The following is a 21,421-nucleotide window of genomic DNA, read 5'->3' on the forward strand; positions in this document are numbered from 1 at the left end:
GTGCCCGGACGGGGGAGTTACGCGGAAAACCCGAGTAACTCGGTTCAAACGTGGCCCGAACAGGGGAGTTACGCGGAAAAACCGAGCAGCTCGGTTCAAACGTGGCCCGAATGGTGGAGCTGCGCGGAAAACCCGAGTAACTCGGGCAAGCGGGTGCCGAACCGTCGGGAGCTGTGCGGAAAAAAACCTGTTGGGAGGCGGTCGGAGGGGAGCGAAGTTGGTTCCGCAAGTCAAAGGAATCGACTTGGTTGGGTGTGAGGAGGTTCTTCCGGACAAGCTGCGCAAAAAAGAGCAGCTGACCAATCGGGGAACGATCGGTCAGCCGCGAAATCGAGTTGCAGATGGCGAGCGAAGCGGCGGGGATGAGAAACCGGGGGAGCGAAGCGGAGGGGGGCTCGTGGAGAAGCGTCAGCGGTTCCCTTGGAGGCCGGATTCCTTCCGTTTCGGAAGAATAGAATCAAAGGAATCTGGGCTCCAGGGAGATCGGAACGAGTCACCGTCCGCGAAGCGTCTGCCGGTTACGATCCCCTTTCCGCGAAGCGTCTGCCGGTTACGATCCCCGTTCCGCGAAGCGTCTGCCGGTCTCGATCCCCGCTCCGTGAAGCGGCTACCGGTCTCGATCCTGCCCCGCGAAGCGGACTTCGGCCTCGAACCGGTCATCGCGACCGGATCCGCCATCGCTGCCATTCCCGAAGCCTTTGCCGGTCAGACGACCCGCACGCCGTACTGCGTCAGCCAGCGGTTGACCTGGTACAGGTAGGCGAACAGCTGCGGTCCGCTCATCAGCTGGCCGAACCACGGGATATTGGAGCTGGCGGCGTCGGACTCGGCGATCTCGCGCACCTTCTTGGCGTTGATGAGCGGCAGGATCGGCGAGGACGGATCGTCCAGCACCTCCATCAGCTTGGAGCGGACGGCGTTCAAATAGTTCGGGTTATGCGTCTTCGGATACGGGCTCTTCTTGCGGAACAGCACGTCGTCCGGCAGCGCGCCGCGCAGCGACTGGCGCAGGATGCCCTTCTCGCGATCCCCTGCGGTCTTGATCGCCCACGGGATGTTGAAGACGTACTCGATCAGCCGATGATCGCAGAAAGGCACCCGCACCTCGAGCCCGGCCGCCATGCTCATCCGGTCCTTGCGGTCAAGCAGCGTCGGCATGAAGCGCGTGATGTTGAGATAGCTCATCGTGCGCATCTTGCGCTGCAGCTCGTTCTCTCCGCTCAGATGCGGCACGGCGGCGACGGCCTCGCTGTAGCGGTCGCCGATGTACTCGAGCGGCCGCGTCCATTCCTGCATCTCCGGCGACAGCAGCTCCGCCCGCATCGGCGAGGCGAGCGCCCACGGGAACGTGCCGGCGTTGAGCGACTCCTCGCGATGGAACCAAGGATAGCCGCCGAAAACCTCGTCGGCCGCCTCGCCCGAGATCGCGACGGTGACGCCCTTCTTGATCTCCCGGCAAAACAGCAGCAGCGAGGCGTCGACATCGGCCATGCCCGGCAGGTCGCGCGCCGTCAGCGCGTCGTCGAGCGCGGCCACGAGCTCGGGCGTATCGAACTTGATGTCGTGATGCGCCGTGCCGAGACGGCTCACCATCTTTTCGATCCACGGCGCGTCCGCGTTCGGCTGGAACGCATGCGACTTGAAAAACTTGTCGTTGTCGACATAGTCGACCGAGAACGTATCGAGCGAGCCGGCTCCGCTGCGGCCGTAGAAGTCGACCGCCAGCGCGGTCAGGGCGCTGGAATCGAGGCCGCCGGAGAGCAGCGTGCCGACCGGCACGTCGGAGGCGAGCTGGCGCTCGACCGTGTCGCGCAGCAGCTCGCCGACATGGGCGGCCGTCTCCTCGACGCCGTGCTCATGCTCCCGGCTGCGCAGCTCCCAGTACGTGTGCACGCGCGCGCCGCCGCGGTCGACGGTCATGCATTTGCCGGGCAGCAGCTCGGTCAGGTCCTTGTACACGCCGACGCCGGGCGTACGGGCCGGGCCGACGATGAACAGCTCGGCGATGCCCTGGGCGCCGACATCGGACGAGACGGCGGGATGGGCGAGCAGCGCCTTCGGCTCCGAGCCGAAGACGAACTGTCCGCCCGCATGGCTGACGAACAGCGGCTTCACGCCGACGCGGTCGCGCGCGAGAAACAGCTTCTGCTCCTGATCGTCCCAGATGGCGAAGGCAAAGATGCCGTTGAATTTCTCGACGGCAGCCGGTCCCCATTCCATATAAGCGGTGAGCAGCACTTCCGTATCGCAGGTCGTCGTGAAGCGGCGTCCGCGGCCCTCCAGCTCGCGCTTCAGCTCCGGCGCGTTGTACAGCTCGCCGTTGTAGACGATGACGAATTTCTGGCCGTCCTGGCTGCGGATCATCGGCTGAGCGCCGTTTTCCGGGTCCATGACCGACAGCCTGCGGTGTCCGAGGGCGCAGGAGCCCGAGATCCAGGTGCCGGAAGCGTCCGGTCCCCGCAGTGCAAGGGTAGCGGTCATCCGTTCCAAATCCTCGCTATGCAAGGTCAGGTCGCGCGTCCAATCGATCCATCCGGTGAATCCGCACATGGGGTTCATTCCTCTCTTGTTCGTAAGCTTGCGGCGTAAAGCGACATACGACCATGAATATGCGGAATCGGGGCATAACATGTCTGTCCGCCGGGAGAAACTACGGGGGAAATGACGGATCCGGGCGGATCCTCGAACCCGAAAGGAGAGGGCGGACGAGATGGCAGACTATGGCACGGAAGGCAAGCGGAAGCATTATTACGTGGCGGTTGGAGCGGGACAGGTGCTGGAGGACAAGGAGGCGGCGGCCTATGAGCTGGAAATCGTCGCGACCGAGGAGGAGAAGGACGGACTGAAGGCGCTGTTCGCGGAGATGTCCAGCATGGACGAAGCGACGATGGTGCATTTCCACAGCCATCCGTTCGGATCGGCCAGCGTCGAAGAGATGAACCAGGGCTACGAGGGCATCCTCAAGCAGATCTATACGCTCGTCTACCGTCTCGGGACGGAGGAGACGCGACGCCATGTGGCGTCGCTGGACCTGGACATCGGAGGGCTGCCAGGATGAACGTGCTGGAGGCTCATGTCGCCCGATCGCTCGAAAAGGACGGGACGCCCTGCGCAGAGGTGCAGGTGCGCACTGACGATCCGCAATGCGAGCAAGTGCTGGCTTATTTCAGCCTGTCGGCAGATCAGGACTATGACCTCGTCTCGATCGTCCGCGACGATGCCGACCTGCTGACCGACTGGTTCGACAACAGCATGCACACGGCTTACGAGGACATCACGATGCAGTGGTTCGAGAACGAGTCGCTCAAGACCGACTGGGGACGGCGCGAGACGTTCAAGCAGCAGGTGCTGGCGAGCGGACAGGTGCGGGAGGACTTGAGGGAGCTGCTCGGTTGACGCCGAACGACAATGGGTTACGCGCAAAGGCCCGCCGGACATGGGTGCATGACCGGCGGGCCTTTGCGTATGCGGATGGGTAAGGCGGGGCGCTGCTTCTACAACGGAATGCGCTTGTCCGGACCCGGCGCTCTACCGGACGGGACGCCCTTCTTGCGGAACAGGCGCAGCCCGAACGACTTGGCGGGCCGCTTCTTTTCGACGCCCGCGCTGCCGAAGCTCAGCGCCGCGTTGATTTCTCCGCCGAGCACGATGATGATCGAGCTCAGGTACAGCCAGATCAGCAGGACGATGACGCCGCCGAGGCTGCCGTACGTCTTGGTATAATTGCCGAACTGGCTGACGTAGTAAGAGAAGGCGATCGAGGTGACGACCCAGCCGAGCGAGGCGAAGCAGGCTCCCGGAAGCGCCTCGCGGAACGTCAGCCGGCGGTTCGGCGTGAACCAGTACAGCAGCGTGAAGACGAGCGCCATCGCCGCGATAGGCAGCACGTAGCGGACGATCGTCCAGAGCGCTTCGAAGCCGGCCGGATAGTCGAGCCACTGGAACAGGAACTCGCCGACTCCGCGGCCGAAGACGAGCAGGACGACGACGAGGATGACGACGGCGGCGAGCACGATCGTCGCCAGCAGCGAGAGGCCGCGCACCTTCCAGAACGGGCGGTCCTCCTCTTCGTCGTAAGCCTTGTTGAGCCCTTTGATGATGGCGTTGACTCCGTTGGAGGCGGCCCAGATCGTGCCGATCATGCCGACGGACAGCAGCGCGCCGCTGCCTCCCGTGGACACCTCGCCGAGAATGGTGCGCACCGTCTCGCCGCCCTCGGCGGGCATCATCGCGATCATGTCGGCGATCAGCTCGTCGCCGTTCAGGTTGAGGAAACCGAGCAGGCTGACGAGGAAGATCAGGAACGGAAAGAAGGACAGCAGCAAATAGTAGGTCAATTGGGCGCCGAGCGCCGGCACCTCGTCGTCCTGGAAGCGGGCGTACAGGTTTTTGCCGAGCTCGACGGCTCTCGTCATGAAGGGGGCTTTGGCAGCCATGGCGATTCCTCCGTTTCCATTCGCTTTCTTTGTTCCTCCATTACCCTGGCGCGCAGCCCCGAAAACGAGGGCGGCGGCAGGAAGGCGGCTTGTTCGTTTCTTTTATTGCTTTTATCCACTAAAGGATTCTATAATCGAAGGATCAAGCATCGGCTGCGCGCGGACTCGAGGTGGAAAGACATGTCAGAAAAGCTGGAAAAAATCGTGGAAGCGGCCAGGCTTTATTATCAAATGGACTTCAGCCAGCAGGACATCGCCAAAAAGCTCGGCGTATCCAGGCCGACGGTGTCCCGCTTCCTGCAGCAGGCCAAGGCGGACGGCATCGTGCAGATCACGATCCATGATCCGCTGGAGAACAACGATCTCGTCTGCCGCCAACTGGAGAAGCGGTTTGGACTGAATCGGGCGATCGTCGTGAGCACGCCTTCCCACGAGGACGCCGTCGTCAAGAAATACATCGGCGAGGCGGCTGCGGCACATCTGTACGAGACGGTGGCCGAGGGCGATACGATCGCGGTGACCTGGGGCTCGACGCTGTACGAGGTCGCCCAGCGGCTGCCGCTCAAAAGCGTGCGCGACGTGAAGGTCGTGCAGCTGAACGGCGGGCTGAGCTATTCCGAGACGAATACGTTCGCGTCGGAGATCGTGCATCTGTTCGCGGGAGCGTTCAATACGTCTCCGCATCTGCTGCCGCTGCCGGCGATCGTCGATCAGCCGCTCGTCAAGCGGGCGATCGAGGCGGACCGGCACATCGCCAAAATTTTGGAGATGGGACGGCAGGCGAACATCGCCGTATTCACCGTCGGCGTGCCGACGGCCGACTCGCTGCTTGTCCGCGCCAATTACCTCAGCGCGGAAGAGCTCGACATCGTGCATCAGGCGGGCAAGGGCGACATCTGCTCCCGCTTCATCGACATCGACGGCAACATCTGCCTGAGCGAGCTCGACGACCGTACGATCGGCATCCGGCTCGAGGAGCTTCGGCGCAAGGAGCATTCCGTGCTCGTCGCCGGCGGCATCGACAAGGCCGATGCGGTATTCGCCGCCGTCAAGGGCGGGTATCCGAACACGATCGTGACGGACGCGTTCACGGCGCGCCATCTGCTCGAGCGGGATCAGGCGCGGGTGACGGCCTGAGGCGTACCGGCCTCACGGCGCGCCTGTCGCCGAGGCCGGCGTCGCGATTGCTGCCCGGCCCACTTGCGGGCATGGCGCCTGACGTCCGAGCGCCAAAAAGGGTCCCTTGGCTCATGAGCCGAGGGACCCTTTTTGGGGTTGGAACGGAGGAACGGGAGGGCGTCACTTGAGCGAGGTCAGAATGACTCCGGCCGTGATCATCAGCACGCCGACTCCGTTCCAGACGGTGATCTTCTCTCCGAGGAACAGCAGCGCGAGCACGATGGCGAACACGACGCTCAGCTTGTCCACCGGGCCGACTTGAGAGACGGTGCCGGCCTTGAGCGCCAGGAAGTAGAACAGCCACGACAGCGCCCCAGCCGCTCCGCTCATGGCGACGAACGCGAGCGCCTTGCGCTGGGCGAAAATCTCGCCGACCTGGCCGAACTTGCCCTGGGCGGCCACGACGCCGAGCAGGAACAGCGCCATGATGACGGCACGCAAGGCGGTCGCGGAGTTGGCGTCGAGATCCTTCAGGCCGATCTTGCCGAAAATCGAGACGAGCGCCGCGAACACGGCGGACAGCAGGGCGTACGGAAGCCAAAGCATGATGGAATCCTCCCGAAGGCGGCCAGGCCGCCGGTGATAGGCTTGCCCGGACAGCCTCCTTTGCGGCAGGACTCGGGACAAGCGGCTGCTAGCCATAGCATGCCGCGCGGGACGGGCGGTATGCGGCCGATGCAGCAAAAAGCCCCTCCGAAAGAGGGGCGTGCATGCGGAATGATGGCGTCCCGGAAGGGATTCGAACCCCCGACCGTGCGCTTAGAAGGCGCATGCTCTATCCGACTGAGCTACCGGGACAAACGGCTCGCTTGCGGTCCCGAAAGGACAGGTCCAAAAAAGCGATACTTGTAGATCATACAGGAAGATCATGCATATTGCAAGGATCGCGCCGTTTTTCCTTCTTTGCCGGCTCATGTTATAATGTAGCCAAACTTTGGTGAATAAAGGTCGTCACAGAAGATGAGGCGGTGATCCCATTACGACGATAGACGATTCAACCCGCGGCGAAAAAGACAACCTTTATCTATTCCCGAGCTCGCTCGATCATTATCAGGAACAGCTCACCCGCCTGCTTGAGTCGGAGCACTATGCGGAAGCCAAGCGGCTGCTGCAGTTCCTCCTCCAGTGCCGGGGAGAGGAGCCCCGCCATTATGAGGAATTGAGCAATCTGCTCGCATGGCTGGAGATGGCGTTCCCCGGCGGAGCCGAGGAGGAGGACGGCGAGCCGAGCGAGGACGACTTGCGGCGGACGGCGCTCAGCCCGGCCGAGCAGGACGAGTCCTACGTGCAGCAGGTGCTGTACATCATGAAGAACCATCCGATGCTCGACCAGCAGCTGCTGGCGCTGGAGCGGGCCGCCCATCTGCGCAGCTCCGAGGTGGACGAGACGATCCGCACGTGGCTGGAGCAGGAGACGCTGCATCCGATGGTGCAGTTCAAGGCTCTCCAATGCCTCCGCCGCAGAGGAGATGCGGGCGTCGTCCGGCTGGAGCGGCTCGGCGAGACGGCGGAGCTCGAGATCGAGCGCACGCCGCTCGATCTCGACGACTATCCCGAGCCGGTGCGGCTGATCCTCGAGCGGGTCGAGGGCGTGACCGAGACGATGGACCCGACGCTGCCGCATTTCGCCCGCGAGCTATGGAAGGAATGCCTGCAATATTTGTACGGCAGCTCCGCCTACGCCCGCATGCTGAGCGAGGAGGAGGCGGTCGTCGACAGCTACGCGGCGGCGCTGCATCTGACGCTGCTCCTGGCCGTGTACGGCACGGCCGAAGAAGAAAAGATCCGGCATACATACGGCATCACCGACGAGCTGCGATTCCGCTACGAGCAGGCTTGCCGCGCGATGCGGCAGATCACCGACTTGCAGGAAGGTTATGGCGATGGCTAGCCTGTCTTGTAATCGGACGCCCAGTTGATTATAATGGAATGGTTTATTACAACGCAGATAATTGGGGCTAGCGCCTATTTTTTGGAGGGGACAGCATAAATGACAGCAACTTGGGAGAAAATAGAAACGAACGTCGTCGCAATCGACGTGGAAGTAGGCGCGGAGCAAGTGAAGGAAGCGCTCGATCAAGCGTTCAAGAAAGTGGTTGGACGCGTCAACGTGCCGGGCTTCCGCAAAGGCAAAGTGCCTCGCTCCATCTTTGAATCCCGCTTCGGCGTAGAAAGCCTGTACCAGGACGCGATCGACATCCTGTTGCCGACCGCTTATTCGGAAGCGCTGAAAGATACCGGCATCGAGCCGGTCGACCGTCCGGAGATCGACGTCGAGCAGTTCGGCAAGGGCCAGCCGTTCAAGTTCAAGGCGAAAGTCACCGTCAAGCCGGAAGTGAAGCTCGGCGAGTACAAAGGCATCGAAGTGCCTGCCGCGAGCAGCGACGTGACGGACGAGGAGCTGAGCGCCGAGCTGGAGCGTCTGCAGCAGCGCCATGCGGAGCTGGTCGTCGTGGAAGAGGGCGCGGCTGAGAATGGCGACACCGTCGTCATCGACTTCGAAGGCTTCGTCGACGGCGAGGCGTTCGAGGGCGGCCAGGCCGAGCGCTACTCCCTGGAGCTGGGCTCCAATTCCTTCATCCCGGGCTTCGAGGAGCAAGTCGTCGGCCTGGCGACAGGCGACTTCAAGGACGTGGAAGTGACGTTCCCGGAGGAGTACCATGCCGAGAACCTGGCCGGCAAGGCCGCCGTCTTCAAGGTCAAGCTGCATGAGATCAAGCGCAAGAACCTGCCCGCTCTGGACGACGAGTTCGCCAAGGACGTGAGCGAGTTCGACACGCTGGACGAGTTCAAGCAGGATCTCTCCAAGAAGCTGCAGGAGCGCAAGGAAAAAGAAAACGAGCAAGCGCGCGAGACGGCTCTCGTCGACAAAATCGCGGCAGCGGCCGAAGTGGAGATCCCGGAAGCGATGATCAACACGGAAGTGGACTACCTGCTGCGCGACTTCGAGAACCGCATCAAGCAGCAAGGCCTGAACATGGAGCTGTACTACCAGTTCTCCGGCCAGGACGAAGCGGCTCTACGCGGACAAATGCGCTCCGACGCCGAGAAGCGCGTGCTGAACAACCTCGTGCTTGACGCCATCGCCAAGCAGGAGTCGATCGAGATCTCCGAGGAAGAAGTCGGCGAGGAGCTCGAGAACCTGTCCAAAATGTACAGCCGTCCGGCGGCCGAGCTGCGCGAAATCTTCGAGCGCAACGGCAACCTCGACAACATGAAGGAAGATCTGAAGCTTCGCAAGACGATCAAGTTCCTTCTCGACAACAGCAAAATCGCGAGCGAAGTCGCCTAAGGCGGCTTCCGCTCCACTCCGCAAGGCACGTCGCTCGCACGTGCCTTCTTTTTACCCGCTGAACCCACATAAGCATCGCCCCTGCCTCGCGCAGGAATGGGGACTCCGTCCCTTACATAAGATTGGAACACGGCAGGCAGGCCAGGAGATCCGGCAAAAATGACATGGAAGCTCCAAACATGCTAGAATGAAAGTGGTTCTGAACTCCAAAGCGGAAAGTAGGTTGGTCGCATGAATCTGGTACCGATTGTAGTAGAGCAGACGAATCGCGGGGAGCGTTCTTACGATATCTATTCGCGTCTTTTGAAGGATCGCATCATCTTCCTCGGAAGCGCAATCGACGATGACGTTGCCAATTCGATCATCGCCCAGCTGCTCTTCCTCGCGGCTGACGACCCGGAGAAGGATATTCACCTGTATATCAACTCTCCCGGCGGTTCGGTGACCGCGGGCATGGGTATTTATGATACGATGCAATTCATCAAGCCGGACGTATCCACGATCTGCGTCGGCATGGCCGCGAGCATGGGCTCGCTGCTGCTGACGGCAGGCGCCAAGGGCAAGCGCTTCGCGCTTCCGAACAGCGAGGTCATGATCCATCAGCCTCTCGGCGGCGTGCGCGGCCAGGCGTCCGACATCAAGATCCATGCCGACTGGATCCTCAAGACCAAGCAGAAGCTCAACCAGATCTATGTCGATCGTACGGGCCAGCCCTACGAGAAGATCGAGCGAGACACCGACCGCGACAACTTCCTCAGCGCGGACGACGCGCTTGCCTACGGGCTCATCGACAAGGTCATTGCCGTCCCGGAAGCGGGCCTTTTGTAACATCTTCCTTTAAGGGGTGATCGAGTGTTTAAATTCAACGAAGAAAAGGGCCAGCTGAAATGCTCTTTTTGCGGCAAATCCCAGGACCAGGTCCGCAAGCTGGTAGCCGGTCCCGGCGTCTATATATGCGATGAATGCATCGAGCTCTGCACGGAAATCGTGGACGAGGAGCTTGGGCACGAGGAAGAGCTGGATCTGAAGGATATTCCGAAACCGAAGGATATCCGCGCGATCCTCGATTCCTACGTCATCGGGCAGGAAGCCGCCAAAAAATCGCTGTCCGTCGCCGTCTACAACCATTACAAGCGGATCAACTCCCAGAGCAAGCTCGAGGACGTCGAGCTGCAGAAGAGCAACATCATGCTGGTCGGCCCGACGGGCTCCGGCAAGACGCTGCTCGCGCAGACGATGGCCAAGATCCTCAACGTTCCGTTCGCGATCGCGGACGCGACCTCCCTCACGGAGGCCGGCTATGTCGGCGAGGACGTCGAGAACATCCTGCTCAAGCTGATCCAGGCGGCCGACTACGACGTGGAAAAGGCCGAGCGCGGCATCATCTACATCGACGAGATCGACAAGGTCGCCCGCAAATCCGAGAATCCGTCCATTACCCGCGACGTGTCGGGCGAAGGCGTGCAGCAGGCGCTGCTCAAAATTCTCGAGGGCACGGTCGCTTCGGTGCCTCCGCAAGGCGGCCGCAAGCATCCGCATCAGGAGTTCATCCAGATCGACACGACGAACATCCTGTTCATCTGCGGCGGAGCCTTTGACGGCCTCGAGCAGATCATCAAGCGCCGCATCGGCAAAAAGGTCATCGGCTTCAACACGGGCGACGGCACGAAGGACATGAAGGCGGGCGAATACCTGTCCCTCGTCCTGCCGGAGGATCTGCTCAAGTTCGGCTTGATCCCCGAGTTCGTCGGCCGCCTGCCGGTCATCTCGACGCTGGAGCCGCTCGATGAGGCGGCGCTCGTGCGCATCCTCGCCGAGCCGAAAAACGCGCTCGTCAAGCAGTACCAGAAGCTGCTCGAGATGGACAACGTCAAGCTCGAGTTCGAAGCCGGAGCGCTGGACGCGATCGCCAAGGAAGCGATCAAGCGCAATACCGGCGCCCGCGGCCTGCGCGCCATCATCGAAGGCATCATGCTGGAGATCATGTACGAGGCGCCGTCCCGCGAGGAGCTCAGCACCTGCGTCATTACGGAAAAGGTCGTCCAGGACCGGGTCGTTCCGGAGCTGACGGCCAAGAAAGGCAAGAAAAAAGAAGAAAGCGCCTGACCTTGTCGCGGCTCCGGCCGCGCGGATGGCGGCTGCTCTTTTCAACCCGCCATCGTTCCACCCGATTCCGGATCGCCGTCCGGGATCCGGTGGACTTTGGCCTTTCATAGGGAGAGATGCTACGTATGTATTCTCGCAAGGACACGGTGCCGGTTCGCGTCGGCGGCTTGACGATCGGCGGCAGCAATGAGGTCATCATCCAGAGCATGTGCACGACCAAGACGGCCGACGTGGAGGCGACGGTAGCCGAGATCCTCCGTCTCGAGGAAGCGGGCTGCCAGGTCGTGCGCGTCACGGTCAACAACAAGGAAGCGGCCGAGGCGATCAAGGAGATCAAGCGCCGCATCCATATCCCGCTCGTGGCGGACATCCACTTCGACTACCGCCTCGCGCTGCTCGCCATCGAGAACGGGGTGGACAAGGTCCGCATCAATCCGGGCAACATCGGCCGCCGCGAGAAGGTGGAGGCCGTCGTCGCCGCCTGCAAGGAAAAGGGCATTCCGATCCGCATCGGGGTCAACGCCGGCTCGCTGGAGAACCATCTGCTGGAGAAGTACGGCTATCCGACGCCGGAGGCGATGGTCGAAAGCGCCTTGTTCCATATCGGCATTCTCGAAGAGCTGGACTTCCATGACATCATCGTCTCGCTCAAGGCATCCGACGTGCCGATGGCGATCGCGGCTTACAGCATGGCGGCGGAGAAGATCAAGTATCCGCTGCATCTGGGCATCACCGAGGCCGGCACGCTGCACTCGGGCACGATCAAGAGCTCGGCGGGCATCGGCGCCCTGCTGGCGATGGGCATCGGCAACACGGTGCGCATCTCGCTCAGCGCCGATCCGGTCGAGGAGGTCAAGGTCGCGCGCGAGCTGCTCAAGACGTTCGGCCTGATCACGAACGCGGCGACGCTTATCAGCTGTCCAACCTGCGGACGGCTCGACATCGATCTGTTCTCGATCGCCAACGAGGTGGAGGAGTACATCTCCAAGATCAAGGTGCCGATCAAGGTTTCCGTGCTCGGCTGCGCGGTCAACGGCCCCGGCGAGGCTCGCGAGGCGGATATCGGCATCGCCGGCGCGCGCGGCGAGGGCATGCTGTTCCGCTACGGCCAGATGATCCGCAAGGTGCCGGAGGCCGAGCTGCTGTCCGAGCTCAAAAAAGAGATCGACGAGATCGTGCGCGTCTTCGAGGAGACGGGCGAGATTCCCGGCCGCAAGGAGCATCTGCCTGCCTGACGCTCCAGCGGCGAGAATGAAAGAGCCTTCGCAAGTCCTGTGGACTGCGAGGGCTTCTTTTCGCTTGTCCGGGCTTTTTTGGGGCAACGAGGCGCCGAGCGGCGCCGTATACAACCGATGACAATCGAACGGGAGGGATTTCGGATGGAACGGATTCAGGAAGCGCTGCGCCGCAAAAAGACGAGGGCTTGGCTGGAAAGGTCGCTGCACGATCCGGTCGTCGCCTGGGTGAAGGGCGGCGAGCGGGGCTATTGGAGCCGCGACGATGCGGACGAGGAAGCGCTGAAGAGCCGCCGGTACGAGATCGGTTCGATTACAAAGACGATGACCGGCTGCCTGCTCGCCTCGCTGGAGCGTGACGGGCGGCTGAGCCGAGAGGACGCGCCGGCGGCGCTGGCGCCGGAGCTGGCGGCGTCGGCCTTCGCCTCCAAGACGACGCTGGCCGAGCTCGTCTCCCATACGTCGGGGCTGCCCCGGCTGCCGGCCAACATGCGGGCGCATGTGCGCGACAAAGAGAATCCATATGCCGCTTACGGCACGGATGCGCTCGTCGAAGCGGTGCTGAAGGAGCCTTATCGGGACGGAGCCAAGCCGTCCTCTTACTCGAACTACGGCTTCGGCCTGCTCGGCTGGCTGCTCGCGCGAAGCTCAGGCGAACCGCTCGCCGAGCTGCTGCAGGCTCGGCTGTTCGAGCCGCTCGGCCTGGAGCGGACGACGCTCGATTCCGACGCGGAGGACGGCGCCTCCTTGCGGCCGGTGCATCGCAGCTCGGGCGCTCCCGCCAAGCCGTGGACGTTCGGCGAAGCGATGGCGGGAGCCGGAGCGGTCCGCTCGACGGCGCCGGATCTGCTTCGGTACGCCGAAGCCCAGCTGGCCGCGGCGTCAAGCCGCGAGACGGGGGATCCCGTCCGCGAGACGATGCGTCTCGCCCAGACGCGGCTGGCGGGATCGCCGCAAGGCGTCGGCATCGGCTATGCGTGGATCATCCGTCCGGAGCCGGACGGCAGCCATACGTTCTGGCACAACGGCGGAACGTACGGCTCCAGCAGCTTCCTCTCCTTCAATCCCGAGCATGGCGCCGCGATCGCCGTGCTCTCCAACCGCGGCGCTTCGGCCGCGAGCCAGCTCGCTCCGCTCATCGGGCTGAGGCCGATGAGCGCCGACTTGCTCGGCGCCGAGCTCGGCAAGGAGCTGTACCGCGCCGAGTGAGGCGGCCGGCCTGTCCGGAGCGATCGTCCGATGCGGTCCGCTTCTCCATTTTTCGGGACTAACTCCTGCCGGGGCAGGCAATACTATCCGGTATGGGTCTTTTATTCCGGCAAGCATGAGAGGAGCGGATAGCATGACGTTAAGTCTATTTTTGATGCTGGTGCAGGTGTTTTTCGCGGTCGTAATCGGGGTGTATTTCTGGAACATGCTGCGCAGCCAGCGCACGAACAAGTCGGCCGTCGACAAGGAATCCCGCAAGGAGATGGACAAGCTGCGCAAGCTTCGCTCCATCTCGCTGACCAAGCCGCTCGCGGAGAAGACGCGGCCGCAGACGATGAACGACATCGTCGGCCAGCGGGACGGACTGCGCGCGATGAAGGCGGCTCTGTGCAGCGCCAATCCGCAGCATGTCATCGTCTACGGGCCTCCGGGGGTGGGCAAGACGGCGGCGGCGCGCGTCGTGCTGGAGGAAGCCAAGAAAAATCCGACCTCGCCTTTCCTCGCGGAAGCGAAGTTCACGGAGATCGACGCGACGACGGCCCGCTTCGACGAGCGCGGCATCGCCGATCCGCTGATCGGCTCGGTCCACGATCCGATCTATCAGGGAGCCGGCGCGATGGGCGTGGCGGGCATTCCGCAGCCGAAGCCCGGCGCGGTGACGAAGGCGCATGGCGGCATGCTGTTCATCGACGAGATCGGGGAATTACACCCGATCCAGATGAATAAATTGTTAAAAGTGCTCGAGGACCGCAAGGTCTACCTGGAGAGCGCCTACTACCATTCCGAAGATCCGAATATCCCGATGTACATCCACGACATTTTCCAAAACGGCCTGCCGGCGGACTTCCGGCTCGTCGGAGCGACGACGCGCTCGCCGCAGGAGCTGCCGCCGGCGCTCCGCTCGCGCTGCATGGAGATCTACTTCCGGCCGCTGCTGCCGGACGAGATCGCCGAGATCGCCGACAACGCGGTCAAGAAGATCGGCTTCGCCCCTTGCCCGGAGGCGGTCGGCGTCGTCAAGCGCTATGCCACCAACGGCCGCGAGGCGGTCAACATCATCCAGCTGGCGGCGGGGCTGGCGCTGTCGGAGAAGCGCGAGACGATTGGCGCGGCCGACATCGAGTGGGTCGTCAACAGCAGCCAGATTCCGCCGCGTCCGGACCGCAAGGTGCCGGCCGCGCCGCAGATCGGCTTCGTCAACGGCCTCGCCGTCTACGGGCCCAACATGGGCACGCTGCTGGAGATCGAGGTGAGCGCCATCCCGACGGCAGCCGGCAAGGGCAGCTTCACGATTACCGGCGTCGTCGACGAGGAGGAGCTCGGAGGCGGCCAGCGGACGCTGCGCCGCAAGAGCATGGCCAAAGGCTCGGTCGAAAACGTGCTGACGATGCTGCGCCGCATCGGACTGCGTCCGCAGGACTTCGACCTGCACATCAACTTCCCGGGCGGGACGCCGATCGACGGTCCGTCCGCCGGCTCGGCGATGGCGACGGCGATCGCCTCGGCGATCCGCGGCGTGCCGGTCGACCACACGATCGCGATGACCGGCGAGGTCGGCATCCACGGCAACGTCAAGCCGGTCGGAGGCGTGCTCGCCAAGGTGGAAGCGGCCTTCCAGGCCGGCGCCCTCACGGTGTACATTCCGAAGGACAACTGGCAGGCGATCTTCGCCGATCTGAACGGCCTCAAGGTCATTCCGGTCGATCGCGTCGAGGAGATCTTCCAGGATCTGTTCCCGGACGACATCCGCCAGGGCCAGGAGGAGCTTTCCCCGATCGCGGATCTGTTCCTGACGCCTCAAGTACCCTATTTGCAGGCGGATTCGCGGGAATGATACAATAGGAAGACTATCTTAAGGTGGGAGGTGTTGGCATGGGACCTGCCAAAGGAAAAAGCCGCAGGCTGCCGCTGCTCCCTCTGCGGGGACTTCTCGTTTATCCCAGCATGGTGCTTCATCTCGACGTCGGAAGGGAAAAGTCCGTCAAGGCGCTTGATCGGGCGATGCTGGGCGATCATATGATTCTGCTCAGCTCCCAGTCGGAAGTGAACATCGAGGAGCCGACGGAGGAGGACATCTACCGCATCGGCACGATCGCCAAGGTGCGCCAGATGCTGAAGCTGCCGAACGGCACGATCCGCGTGCTCGTCGAAGGCGTCATGCGCGCCGAGATCCAGGACTACCTGCCTCAGGAGGAGTTCTACGAGGTGACGGCGCGGGAGCTGCCGGAGGAGGAGTCGACCGATCCGGAGATCGACGCCCTCATGCGCTCGGTGCTGAGCCAGTTCGAGCATTACATCACCCTGTCCAAAAAAGTGACGCCGGAGACGCATGCGGCGGTATCCGACATCGACGAGCCGGGCCGGCTCGCCGACGTCATCACGAGCCATCTGTCGCTCAAGATCAAGGATAAGCAGGAGATTCTCGAGACGGTCGACGTGAAGGCGCGGCTCGAGAAGCTGCTCGACCTGCTCGGCAACGAGCGCGAGGTGCTGGAGCTCGAGCGCAAGATCAGCCAGCGCGTCAAGAAGCAGATGGAGAAGACGCAAAAGGAATACTACCTGCGCGAGCAGATGAAGGCGATCCAGAAGGAGCTCGGCGACCGCGAGGGCCGCGCCGGCGAGGTCGAGGAGCTGCGGGCCCAGATGGATGCGGCGGAGCTGCCCGAAAAGATCAAGGAAAAGGTCGTCAAAGAGATCGACCGGCTGGAGAAGATGCCGGCGTCCTCGGCCGAGGGCGGCGTCATCCGCAATTATATCGATTGGCTGCTGTCGCTTCCATGGAGCAAGCGGACCGAGGACGACCTCGATCTGGCCAAGGCCGAGGCCGTTCTTGACGAGGACCATTACGGGCTCGACAAGCCCAAGGAGCGCGTGCTGGAATACTTGGCCGTGCAGAAGCTCGTGCAGAAGCTCAAAGGGCCGATCCTCTGCCTCGTCGGCCCTCCCGGCGTCGGCAAGACGTCGCTCGCGCGCTCGATCGCGCGGTCGCTCGGCCGCGAGTTCGTCCGCATCTCGCTCGGCGGCGTGCGGGACGAGGCGGAGATCCGCGGGCATCGCCGCACGTACGTCGGCGCGATGCCGGGCCGGATCATCCAGGGCATGAAGACGGCCGGATCGATGAACCCGGTGTTCCTGCTCGACGAGATCGACAAGATGGCGTCGGACTTCCGCGGCGATCCTTCGGCGGCGCTGCTCGAAGTGCTCGATCCGGAGCAGAACGGCACGTTCAGCGACCATTTCATCGAAGCTCCGTTCGATCTGAGCTCCGTCATGTTCGTCACGACGGCCAATGCGCTGCACAATATTCCGCGGCCGCTGCTGGACCGGATGGAAGTGCTGTACATCCCCGGCTACACGGAGCTCGAGAAGGACCAGATCGCCCGCCGCTACTTGCTGCCCAAGCAGAAGCGCGAGCATGGCCTCGAGGAGGAGCAGCTGACGCTCGAGCCGGATGCGCTGCTCGCCCTCATCCGCGAGTATACGCGCGAGTCGGGCGTGCGCAACCTGGAGCAGCAGGTCGCCTCGATCTGCCGCAAGGCCGCCAAAAAGCTCGTCTCGGAGCCGGGCAGCGCGCCGATCTCCGTCGACCGGGCGCTCGTCAAGGAGTGGCTCGGACCGGCCAAATTCCGCTACGGCCTCGCCGAGGCGGAGGATCAGGTGGGCGCGGTGACGGGCCTTGCGTGGACCGAGGTCGGCGGCGACACGCTCGTCATCGAGGTGACGGTGCTGCCGGGCGCCGGCAAGCTGACGCTGACCGGCAAGCTGGGCGACGTCATGAAGGAATCCGCGCAGGCCGCGTTCAGCTTCACGCGCTCGCGGGCGGAGGAGCTGGGGCTCGATTCGCAGTTCCATGAAAAGAACGACATCCACATCCATATTCCCGAAGGGGCGATTCCAAAGGACGGTCCGTCCGCAGGCATCACGATGGCGACCGCGCTCATCTCCGCGCTCACCGGCCGCAAGGTCAGCAAGACGGTGGCGATGACCGGCGAGATCACGCTGCGCGGCCGCGTGCTGCCGATCGGCGGCCTCAAGGAAAAGTCGCTCGCCGCGCATCGCGCCGGCATCCGCAAGGTGCTGCTGCCTGCGGACAACGAGCGCGACCTCAGGGACATCCCGGACAGCGTGCGCGCCGACATGGAGTTCGTGCCCGTGGCCCATATGGACCAGGTGCTCGAGCATGCGCTGCTGCCCGAGGCCGCTCCCGTTTCCGCGCTTTCCGCGCCGGAGGCGGCAGCAAGCGAAGAGAAAGCAGGGACACCGATTCTATGAAAATCACGAACGCCGAATTCATCATCAGCGCGGTCCAGCCGCATCAATATCCTAGCGACGCCTTGCCGGAGATAGCTCTGGCAGGGCGTTCCAATGTCGGCAAATCGTCATTGATCAACAAGCTGATCCTGCGCAAGAATCTCGCCCGGACGAGCTCCCAGCCCGGCAAGACGCAGCAGCTCAACTACTACCGCATCAACGAGGCCTTATATTTCGTCGACTTCCCGGGCTACGGATACGCCAAGGTTTCCAAGACCGAGCGCGAGGCCTGGGGCAAAATGATCGAGCGCTACCTTCAGAACCGCGAGGAGCTGAAGCTCGTGCTGCTCGTCATCGATATTCGCCACGACCCGTCCAAGGACGACGTGCTCATGTTCAACTGGCTCAAGCATTTCGGCATTCCGATGTGCATCGTCTGCACCAAGGCGGACAAAATTCCGAAGAGCAAGTGGGACAAGCATAAAAAGGCCGTGCGCACGACGCTCGGCGCCACATCGAAGGATGCGCTCGTTTTGTTCTCCTCCGAAACGGGTATGGGAAGGGAAGAGCTTTGGGACGTTCTGGCGCAATCGGCCGGAATTGCGAGCGAAGAGCAGCAAGGAACAGCGAATTCCTAAGGAAATCGGGTTTTGCCTTCTCCGAATCGCGGCTGGCCGCTTCTAATTCTGAAATACGGCGGATTATCAAGCGCGGCTGGCAGGAAACGCCGCCGCCGATCACGTATAATGAAGATAAGAAACGAAATCCAGAGTCCCTTTTTCAAACCAGAGAATTGAGGAGATTTTTATGGCTCAGCGGATAGCCACCGAGTATGTTCAAGCCAAACTGCAATTGACCCGTGAAGAGATGACCCGTTTTTACCGCTTCATCAAGGACCAGCATGTGCGCATAAGCGTCATGGTGCTTGAGGGCGGCAATCAGGAGGCGGTTCTCGAAGACAGCGCAGGGAGGGAAAAAGTCCGCTTTGTATTTCAGCAAGAAGATGGCTGCTTCGTGTGCGAATGGTCCTGCCGGATCACGCAGCCTGCGCTCACGAACGTGATGCGCAAGCTCGTCGCGACCTTCAAGGGCGACGCGGTCGTCAACCGAATCTATAGCCATTATACGATGACGTACGAGTATCAGGCCGGAGCGGTGCAGCGCATCAGCGAGCAGACGGCCAAGGGCACCCGGCTCGTCTATCAGTTCAAGGACACGCTGGGCGAGCTGGAGCGCACGTTCCGGCTGAATGCCGCCGAGCAGGAGATCGACTGGCTCAAGGCTTCGGTGAACCGGCTGCTGGACAGCCGCCTGACTGCCGCGGACGATGCCGAGCGCCGCGAGATCGACCGCCTGCTGGCCGATCATTCGAGCCGCCTGTTCGCGCTGGAGGCATAGCTTCCGAGCGCGGGCCCGCATCCAGCGGCCTTTTCATTCCAGACCGTCCGGACCTCGCGTCCGGCGGTCTTTTTTCGTTCTCCGCAGCCGCCCGTTTTTTACAGAAAAAAAGGTTGCATTTGGGGGGGATAGATGGTATTTTTAATTTCGTTGAAAAAAACCCAATATAGGAACCAGGATTCACTCAGGACATGGATATGTTGCGAGAGAGAGTTATCCCTCGGGAAGTGAATGACGTAGGTCCTAGCGGATGAAATTTTTAATCATTTTATTCCTAGGAAGGGGGAGCCGGAAGATGGAATACTCAACTTTCGGAAGACATGTTGCGGTTGATGCTTGGGGAGTAGATTTCGAACTCATTAACAACGCCGAGTTTCTGCAAGCCCACATGGTAGAAGCGGCGGAGGCATGCGGCGCATCTGTGCTCTCGGTTCAAGCCAAGCAATTTGAGCCCCAAGGCGCAACGGTACTGGTGCTCTTGTCGGAGAGCCACCTCTCGATTCACACGTATCCAGAAAGAGGCTTCGCCGCGCTCGACTGCTACACCTGCGGCGAGACGGTAGATCCGCAGCTCGCGATCGACTACATGCTGGCCGTCCTGAAGCCGAAGACGACGCACGCCAAGAAGCTCGTACGCGGTATGGGAGAGCTTCAAGTCGTAGAACCGGAACTGAAAGCAACCGAACTGGTTTAAAAGACCGGAACTCTGTACAAATGACCATGGAGCTCTCCATGGTTATTTTTTTTAGGGAGAATACGGATCTGCAGCCAGGACCAAACTAGATGCCGTAAGGATAGACAGGCTTCGCGTCAACAAAACGTCAAAGTTTGCGCGAGCGGACTTGTGCTTGTATGTTATAATGATTCTAATGTACGGAATAGACTCGTCTTATAAGGCACAGACATAGAGAGGCGGTGATGTCACATGCATATTGTTGTGGTCGGCCTGAACTACCGTACCGCGCCGGTCGAAGTCCGCGAGAAGTTCGCGATCTCGGACTCCGACCTTCCTCGTGCGGTAGAGGCGCTGAAGGCGACCTCCAGCATCCTTGAATGTGTCATTGTCGCGACCTGCAACCGCACCGAGCTGTATGCCGTCGTCGATCGGCATCAGCTGTGCGCCTATCATATCCGCTCCTTCATGGAGCAGTGGTTCCATCTGCCGAGAGAATCGTTCACGAACCATCTCTATATGCATGAGGACGACCGTGCGATCCGCCATCTGATGCGCGTGACGAGCGGCCTCGACTCGATGGTCATCGGCGAGACCCAGATCCTCGGCCAGGTGCGCAGCGCGTGGCTGCTGTCCCAGCAGAAGCGGGCGACCGGCACGATCTTCAACATGCTGTTCAAGCAGGCGGTGACGATGGCCAAGGCGGCCCACTCGGAGACGTCGATCGGCGAGTCGGCCGTGTCGGTCAGCTATGCGGCCGTCGAGCTCGGCAAGCGCATCTTCGGCCAGTTCAACCGCAAGACGGTCATGATCATCGGCGCGGGCAAGATGAGCGAGCTGACGGCCAAGCACCTGTATGCCAACGGCGCGGACCGGGTGCTTGTCGTCAACCGCACGTTCGAGCGCGCGGCCGAGCTGGCCGCCAAGTTCAACGGCATTCCCTGCTCGATGGACGAGGCGGTGCGCCGTCTCCATGAGGCCGATATCGTCATCAGCTCGACCGGCTCGAGCGGCTATGTGCTGGCTCGGGACGTCGTCGTCGCCGCGATGCAGCGCCGTCGCTCCAAGCCGATGTTCATGATCGACATCGCCGTTCCGCGGGATCTGGATCCGGCCATCGCCTCGGTCGACAATGTCTTCCTGTATGATATTGACGACCTGGAGGGGATCGTGGAGATGAACCTGGAGCATCGCCGTCAAGAGGCGGAGAAGATCGAGACGATGATCGCTTCGACGATGGACGAGTTCCACCAGTGGTATCGGACGCTTGGCGTCGTGCCGCTGATCCGGTCGTTGCAGGAAAAAGCCGACGACATCCATCGCCAGACGATGGACAGCCTTGCCAAGAAGCTGCCCGATCTGGACGAGCGCGAGCTCAAGGTCATCCAGAAGCTGACCAAAAGCATGTTGAACCAGATGATGCAGGATCCGATCCATGGCATCAAGGAGCTCGCCGGGGAGCGGAAGGCGGACGACGCGATGGAGCTGTTCGCGAAGCTTTTCGACCTCAAGGATCAAGAGCCGGAGCCGGAAGGCGGAGCCAAGGGGAAAGTCCTAGCCGACAAAACGACGGCGGCCCGTTCCCAAGCCGCTTCTCCGCTTGCGATTGTCGCGCCCTGACCGATCCGCAGCCGCCGTGCGG

19 protein-coding genes and 1 tRNA gene are annotated in these 21,421 nt (G+C 62.1%); 15 read left to right on the plus strand and 5 right to left on the minus strand.

The genetic code is table 11. From position 1 onward, the window contains the following. Positions 1-705 precede the first annotated feature (705 nt). Positions 706-2,550, minus strand: coding sequence for an asparagine synthase (glutamine-hydrolyzing) (asnB, locus tag H582_RS0103890; RefSeq protein ID WP_028597474.1), 1,845 nt, complete (start codon positions 2,548-2,550; stop codon positions 706-708). Between the two features lie 160 nt (positions 2,551-2,710). Between asnB and H582_RS0103895 the strand changes: the two genes are divergently transcribed. Together H582_RS0103895 and H582_RS0103900 are read left to right on the plus strand one after the other, a co-directional pair. Next, entirely contained in the window at positions 2,711-3,058 is a 348-nt protein-coding gene (locus tag H582_RS0103895) for a hypothetical protein (protein WP_028597475.1), read from the plus strand. After that, positions 3,055-3,396 carry a hypothetical protein gene (locus tag H582_RS0103900; RefSeq protein WP_028597476.1) on the plus strand — a complete coding sequence of 114 codons (342 nt, stop codon included), beginning with the start codon at positions 3,055-3,057 and terminating at the stop codon, positions 3,394-3,396. Before H582_RS0103895 ends, H582_RS0103900 begins: the two co-directional genes overlap by 4 nt. A 98-nt stretch (positions 3,397-3,494) precedes the next feature. On the opposite strand, the gene H582_RS25850 is transcribed toward H582_RS0103900, so the two are convergent. Beyond that, a complete protein-coding gene (locus tag H582_RS25850; RefSeq protein WP_228551624.1) occupies positions 3,495-4,436 on the minus strand; it encodes a YihY/virulence factor BrkB family protein in 942 nt (313 codons plus the stop codon). Positions 4,437-4,616: 180 nt separating this feature from the next. Between H582_RS25850 and H582_RS0103910 the strand changes: the two genes are divergently transcribed. Then, positions 4,617-5,573 carry a sugar-binding transcriptional regulator gene (locus H582_RS0103910; protein WP_028597477.1) on the plus strand — a complete coding sequence of 319 codons (957 nt, stop codon included), beginning with the start codon at positions 4,617-4,619 and terminating at the stop codon, positions 5,571-5,573. Positions 5,574-5,735: 162 nt separating this feature from the next. Here H582_RS0103910 and H582_RS0103915 read toward each other — a convergent pair whose 3' ends face one another. Beyond that, positions 5,736-6,164, minus strand: coding sequence for an EamA family transporter (locus tag H582_RS0103915; RefSeq protein WP_028597478.1), 429 nt, complete (start codon positions 6,162-6,164; stop codon positions 5,736-5,738). A gap of 172 nt (positions 6,165-6,336) precedes the next feature. Beyond that, positions 6,337-6,413, minus strand: a tRNA-Arg gene (locus H582_RS0103920). 361 nt (positions 6,414-6,774) lie between these two features. On the opposite strand from H582_RS0103920, the gene H582_RS25855 reads away from it, so the two are divergent. The 9 genes from H582_RS25855 to yihA all read left to right on the plus strand — a co-directional run bounded on the left by H582_RS25855 (position 6,775) and on the right by yihA (position 18,346). Beyond that, positions 6,775-7,506, plus strand: a complete 732-nt coding sequence (locus H582_RS25855) for a hypothetical protein (RefSeq protein WP_240478926.1) — start codon at positions 6,775-6,777, stop codon at positions 7,504-7,506. 99 nt (positions 7,507-7,605) lie between these two features. Next, the gene (tig, locus tag H582_RS0103930) at positions 7,606-8,907 is read left to right on the plus strand and encodes a trigger factor (RefSeq protein WP_028597479.1); all 1,302 of its coding nucleotides are present in this window, start codon (positions 7,606-7,608) and stop codon (positions 8,905-8,907) included. A 231-nt stretch (positions 8,908-9,138) separates the two neighbouring features. Continuing rightward, entirely contained in the window at positions 9,139-9,735 is a 597-nt protein-coding gene (clpP, locus tag H582_RS0103935; protein ID WP_028597480.1) for an ATP-dependent Clp endopeptidase proteolytic subunit ClpP, read from the plus strand. Between the two features lie 24 nt (positions 9,736-9,759). Beyond that, a complete protein-coding gene (clpX, locus tag H582_RS0103940; protein WP_028597481.1) occupies positions 9,760-11,013 on the plus strand; it encodes an ATP-dependent protease ATP-binding subunit ClpX in 1,254 nt (417 codons plus the stop codon). Positions 11,014-11,138: 125 nt separating this feature from the next. Continuing rightward, positions 11,139-12,248: a flavodoxin-dependent (E)-4-hydroxy-3-methylbut-2-enyl-diphosphate synthase gene (gene ispG / locus H582_RS0103945; RefSeq protein ID WP_028597482.1), complete on the plus strand. Its 1,110-nt coding sequence runs from the start codon at positions 11,139-11,141 to the stop codon at positions 12,246-12,248. Positions 12,249-12,392: 144 nt separating this feature from the next. Beyond that, the gene (locus tag H582_RS25860) at positions 12,393-13,457 is read left to right on the plus strand and encodes a serine hydrolase domain-containing protein (protein WP_052332941.1); all 1,065 of its coding nucleotides are present in this window, start codon (positions 12,393-12,395) and stop codon (positions 13,455-13,457) included. Positions 13,458-13,590: 133 nt separating this feature from the next. Next, on the plus strand, positions 13,591-15,291 hold the full coding sequence (lonB, locus tag H582_RS0103955) for an ATP-dependent protease LonB (protein ID WP_028597483.1): 1,701 nt from the start codon (positions 13,591-13,593) through the stop codon (positions 15,289-15,291). A 38-nt stretch (positions 15,292-15,329) separates the two neighbouring features. Next, entirely contained in the window at positions 15,330-17,729 is a 2,400-nt protein-coding gene (lon, locus tag H582_RS0103960; protein WP_028597484.1) for an endopeptidase La, read from the plus strand. Continuing rightward, positions 17,726-18,346, plus strand: a complete 621-nt coding sequence (gene yihA, locus H582_RS0103965) for a ribosome biogenesis GTP-binding protein YihA/YsxC (RefSeq protein ID WP_028597485.1) — start codon at positions 17,726-17,728, stop codon at positions 18,344-18,346. The genes lon and yihA overlap by 4 nt, the downstream gene beginning before the upstream one ends. Positions 18,347-18,488: 142 nt before the next feature. Here yihA and H582_RS32695 read toward each other — a convergent pair whose 3' ends face one another. Next, positions 18,489-18,707: a hypothetical protein gene (locus H582_RS32695; RefSeq protein WP_228551621.1), complete on the minus strand. Its 219-nt coding sequence runs from the start codon at positions 18,705-18,707 to the stop codon at positions 18,489-18,491. A gap of 15 nt (positions 18,708-18,722) precedes the next feature. Between H582_RS32695 and H582_RS32700 the strand changes: the two genes are divergently transcribed. The 3 genes from H582_RS32700 to hemA all read left to right on the plus strand — a co-directional run bounded on the left by H582_RS32700 (position 18,723) and on the right by hemA (position 21,399). Further along, on the plus strand, positions 18,723-19,106 hold the full coding sequence (locus H582_RS32700; RefSeq protein WP_228551619.1) for a non-ribosomal peptide synthetase module: 384 nt from the start codon (positions 18,723-18,725) through the stop codon (positions 19,104-19,106). Positions 19,107-19,401: 295 nt separating this feature from the next. Then, the gene (speD, locus tag H582_RS0103975) at positions 19,402-19,800 is read left to right on the plus strand and encodes an adenosylmethionine decarboxylase (protein ID WP_028597487.1); all 399 of its coding nucleotides are present in this window, start codon (positions 19,402-19,404) and stop codon (positions 19,798-19,800) included. A 231-nt stretch (positions 19,801-20,031) separates the two neighbouring features. After that, positions 20,032-21,399 (plus strand): glutamyl-tRNA reductase, encoded by a 1,368-nt coding sequence (hemA, locus tag H582_RS0103980; protein ID WP_028597488.1) that lies wholly within the window; start codon positions 20,032-20,034, stop codon positions 21,397-21,399. Positions 21,400-21,421 lie beyond the last annotated feature (22 nt).

It is taken from the genome of Paenibacillus pasadenensis DSM 19293 (genome assembly GCF_000422485.1).
Taxonomy (GTDB): Bacteria; Bacillota; Bacilli; order Paenibacillales; family Paenibacillaceae; genus Paenibacillus_O; species Paenibacillus_O pasadenensis.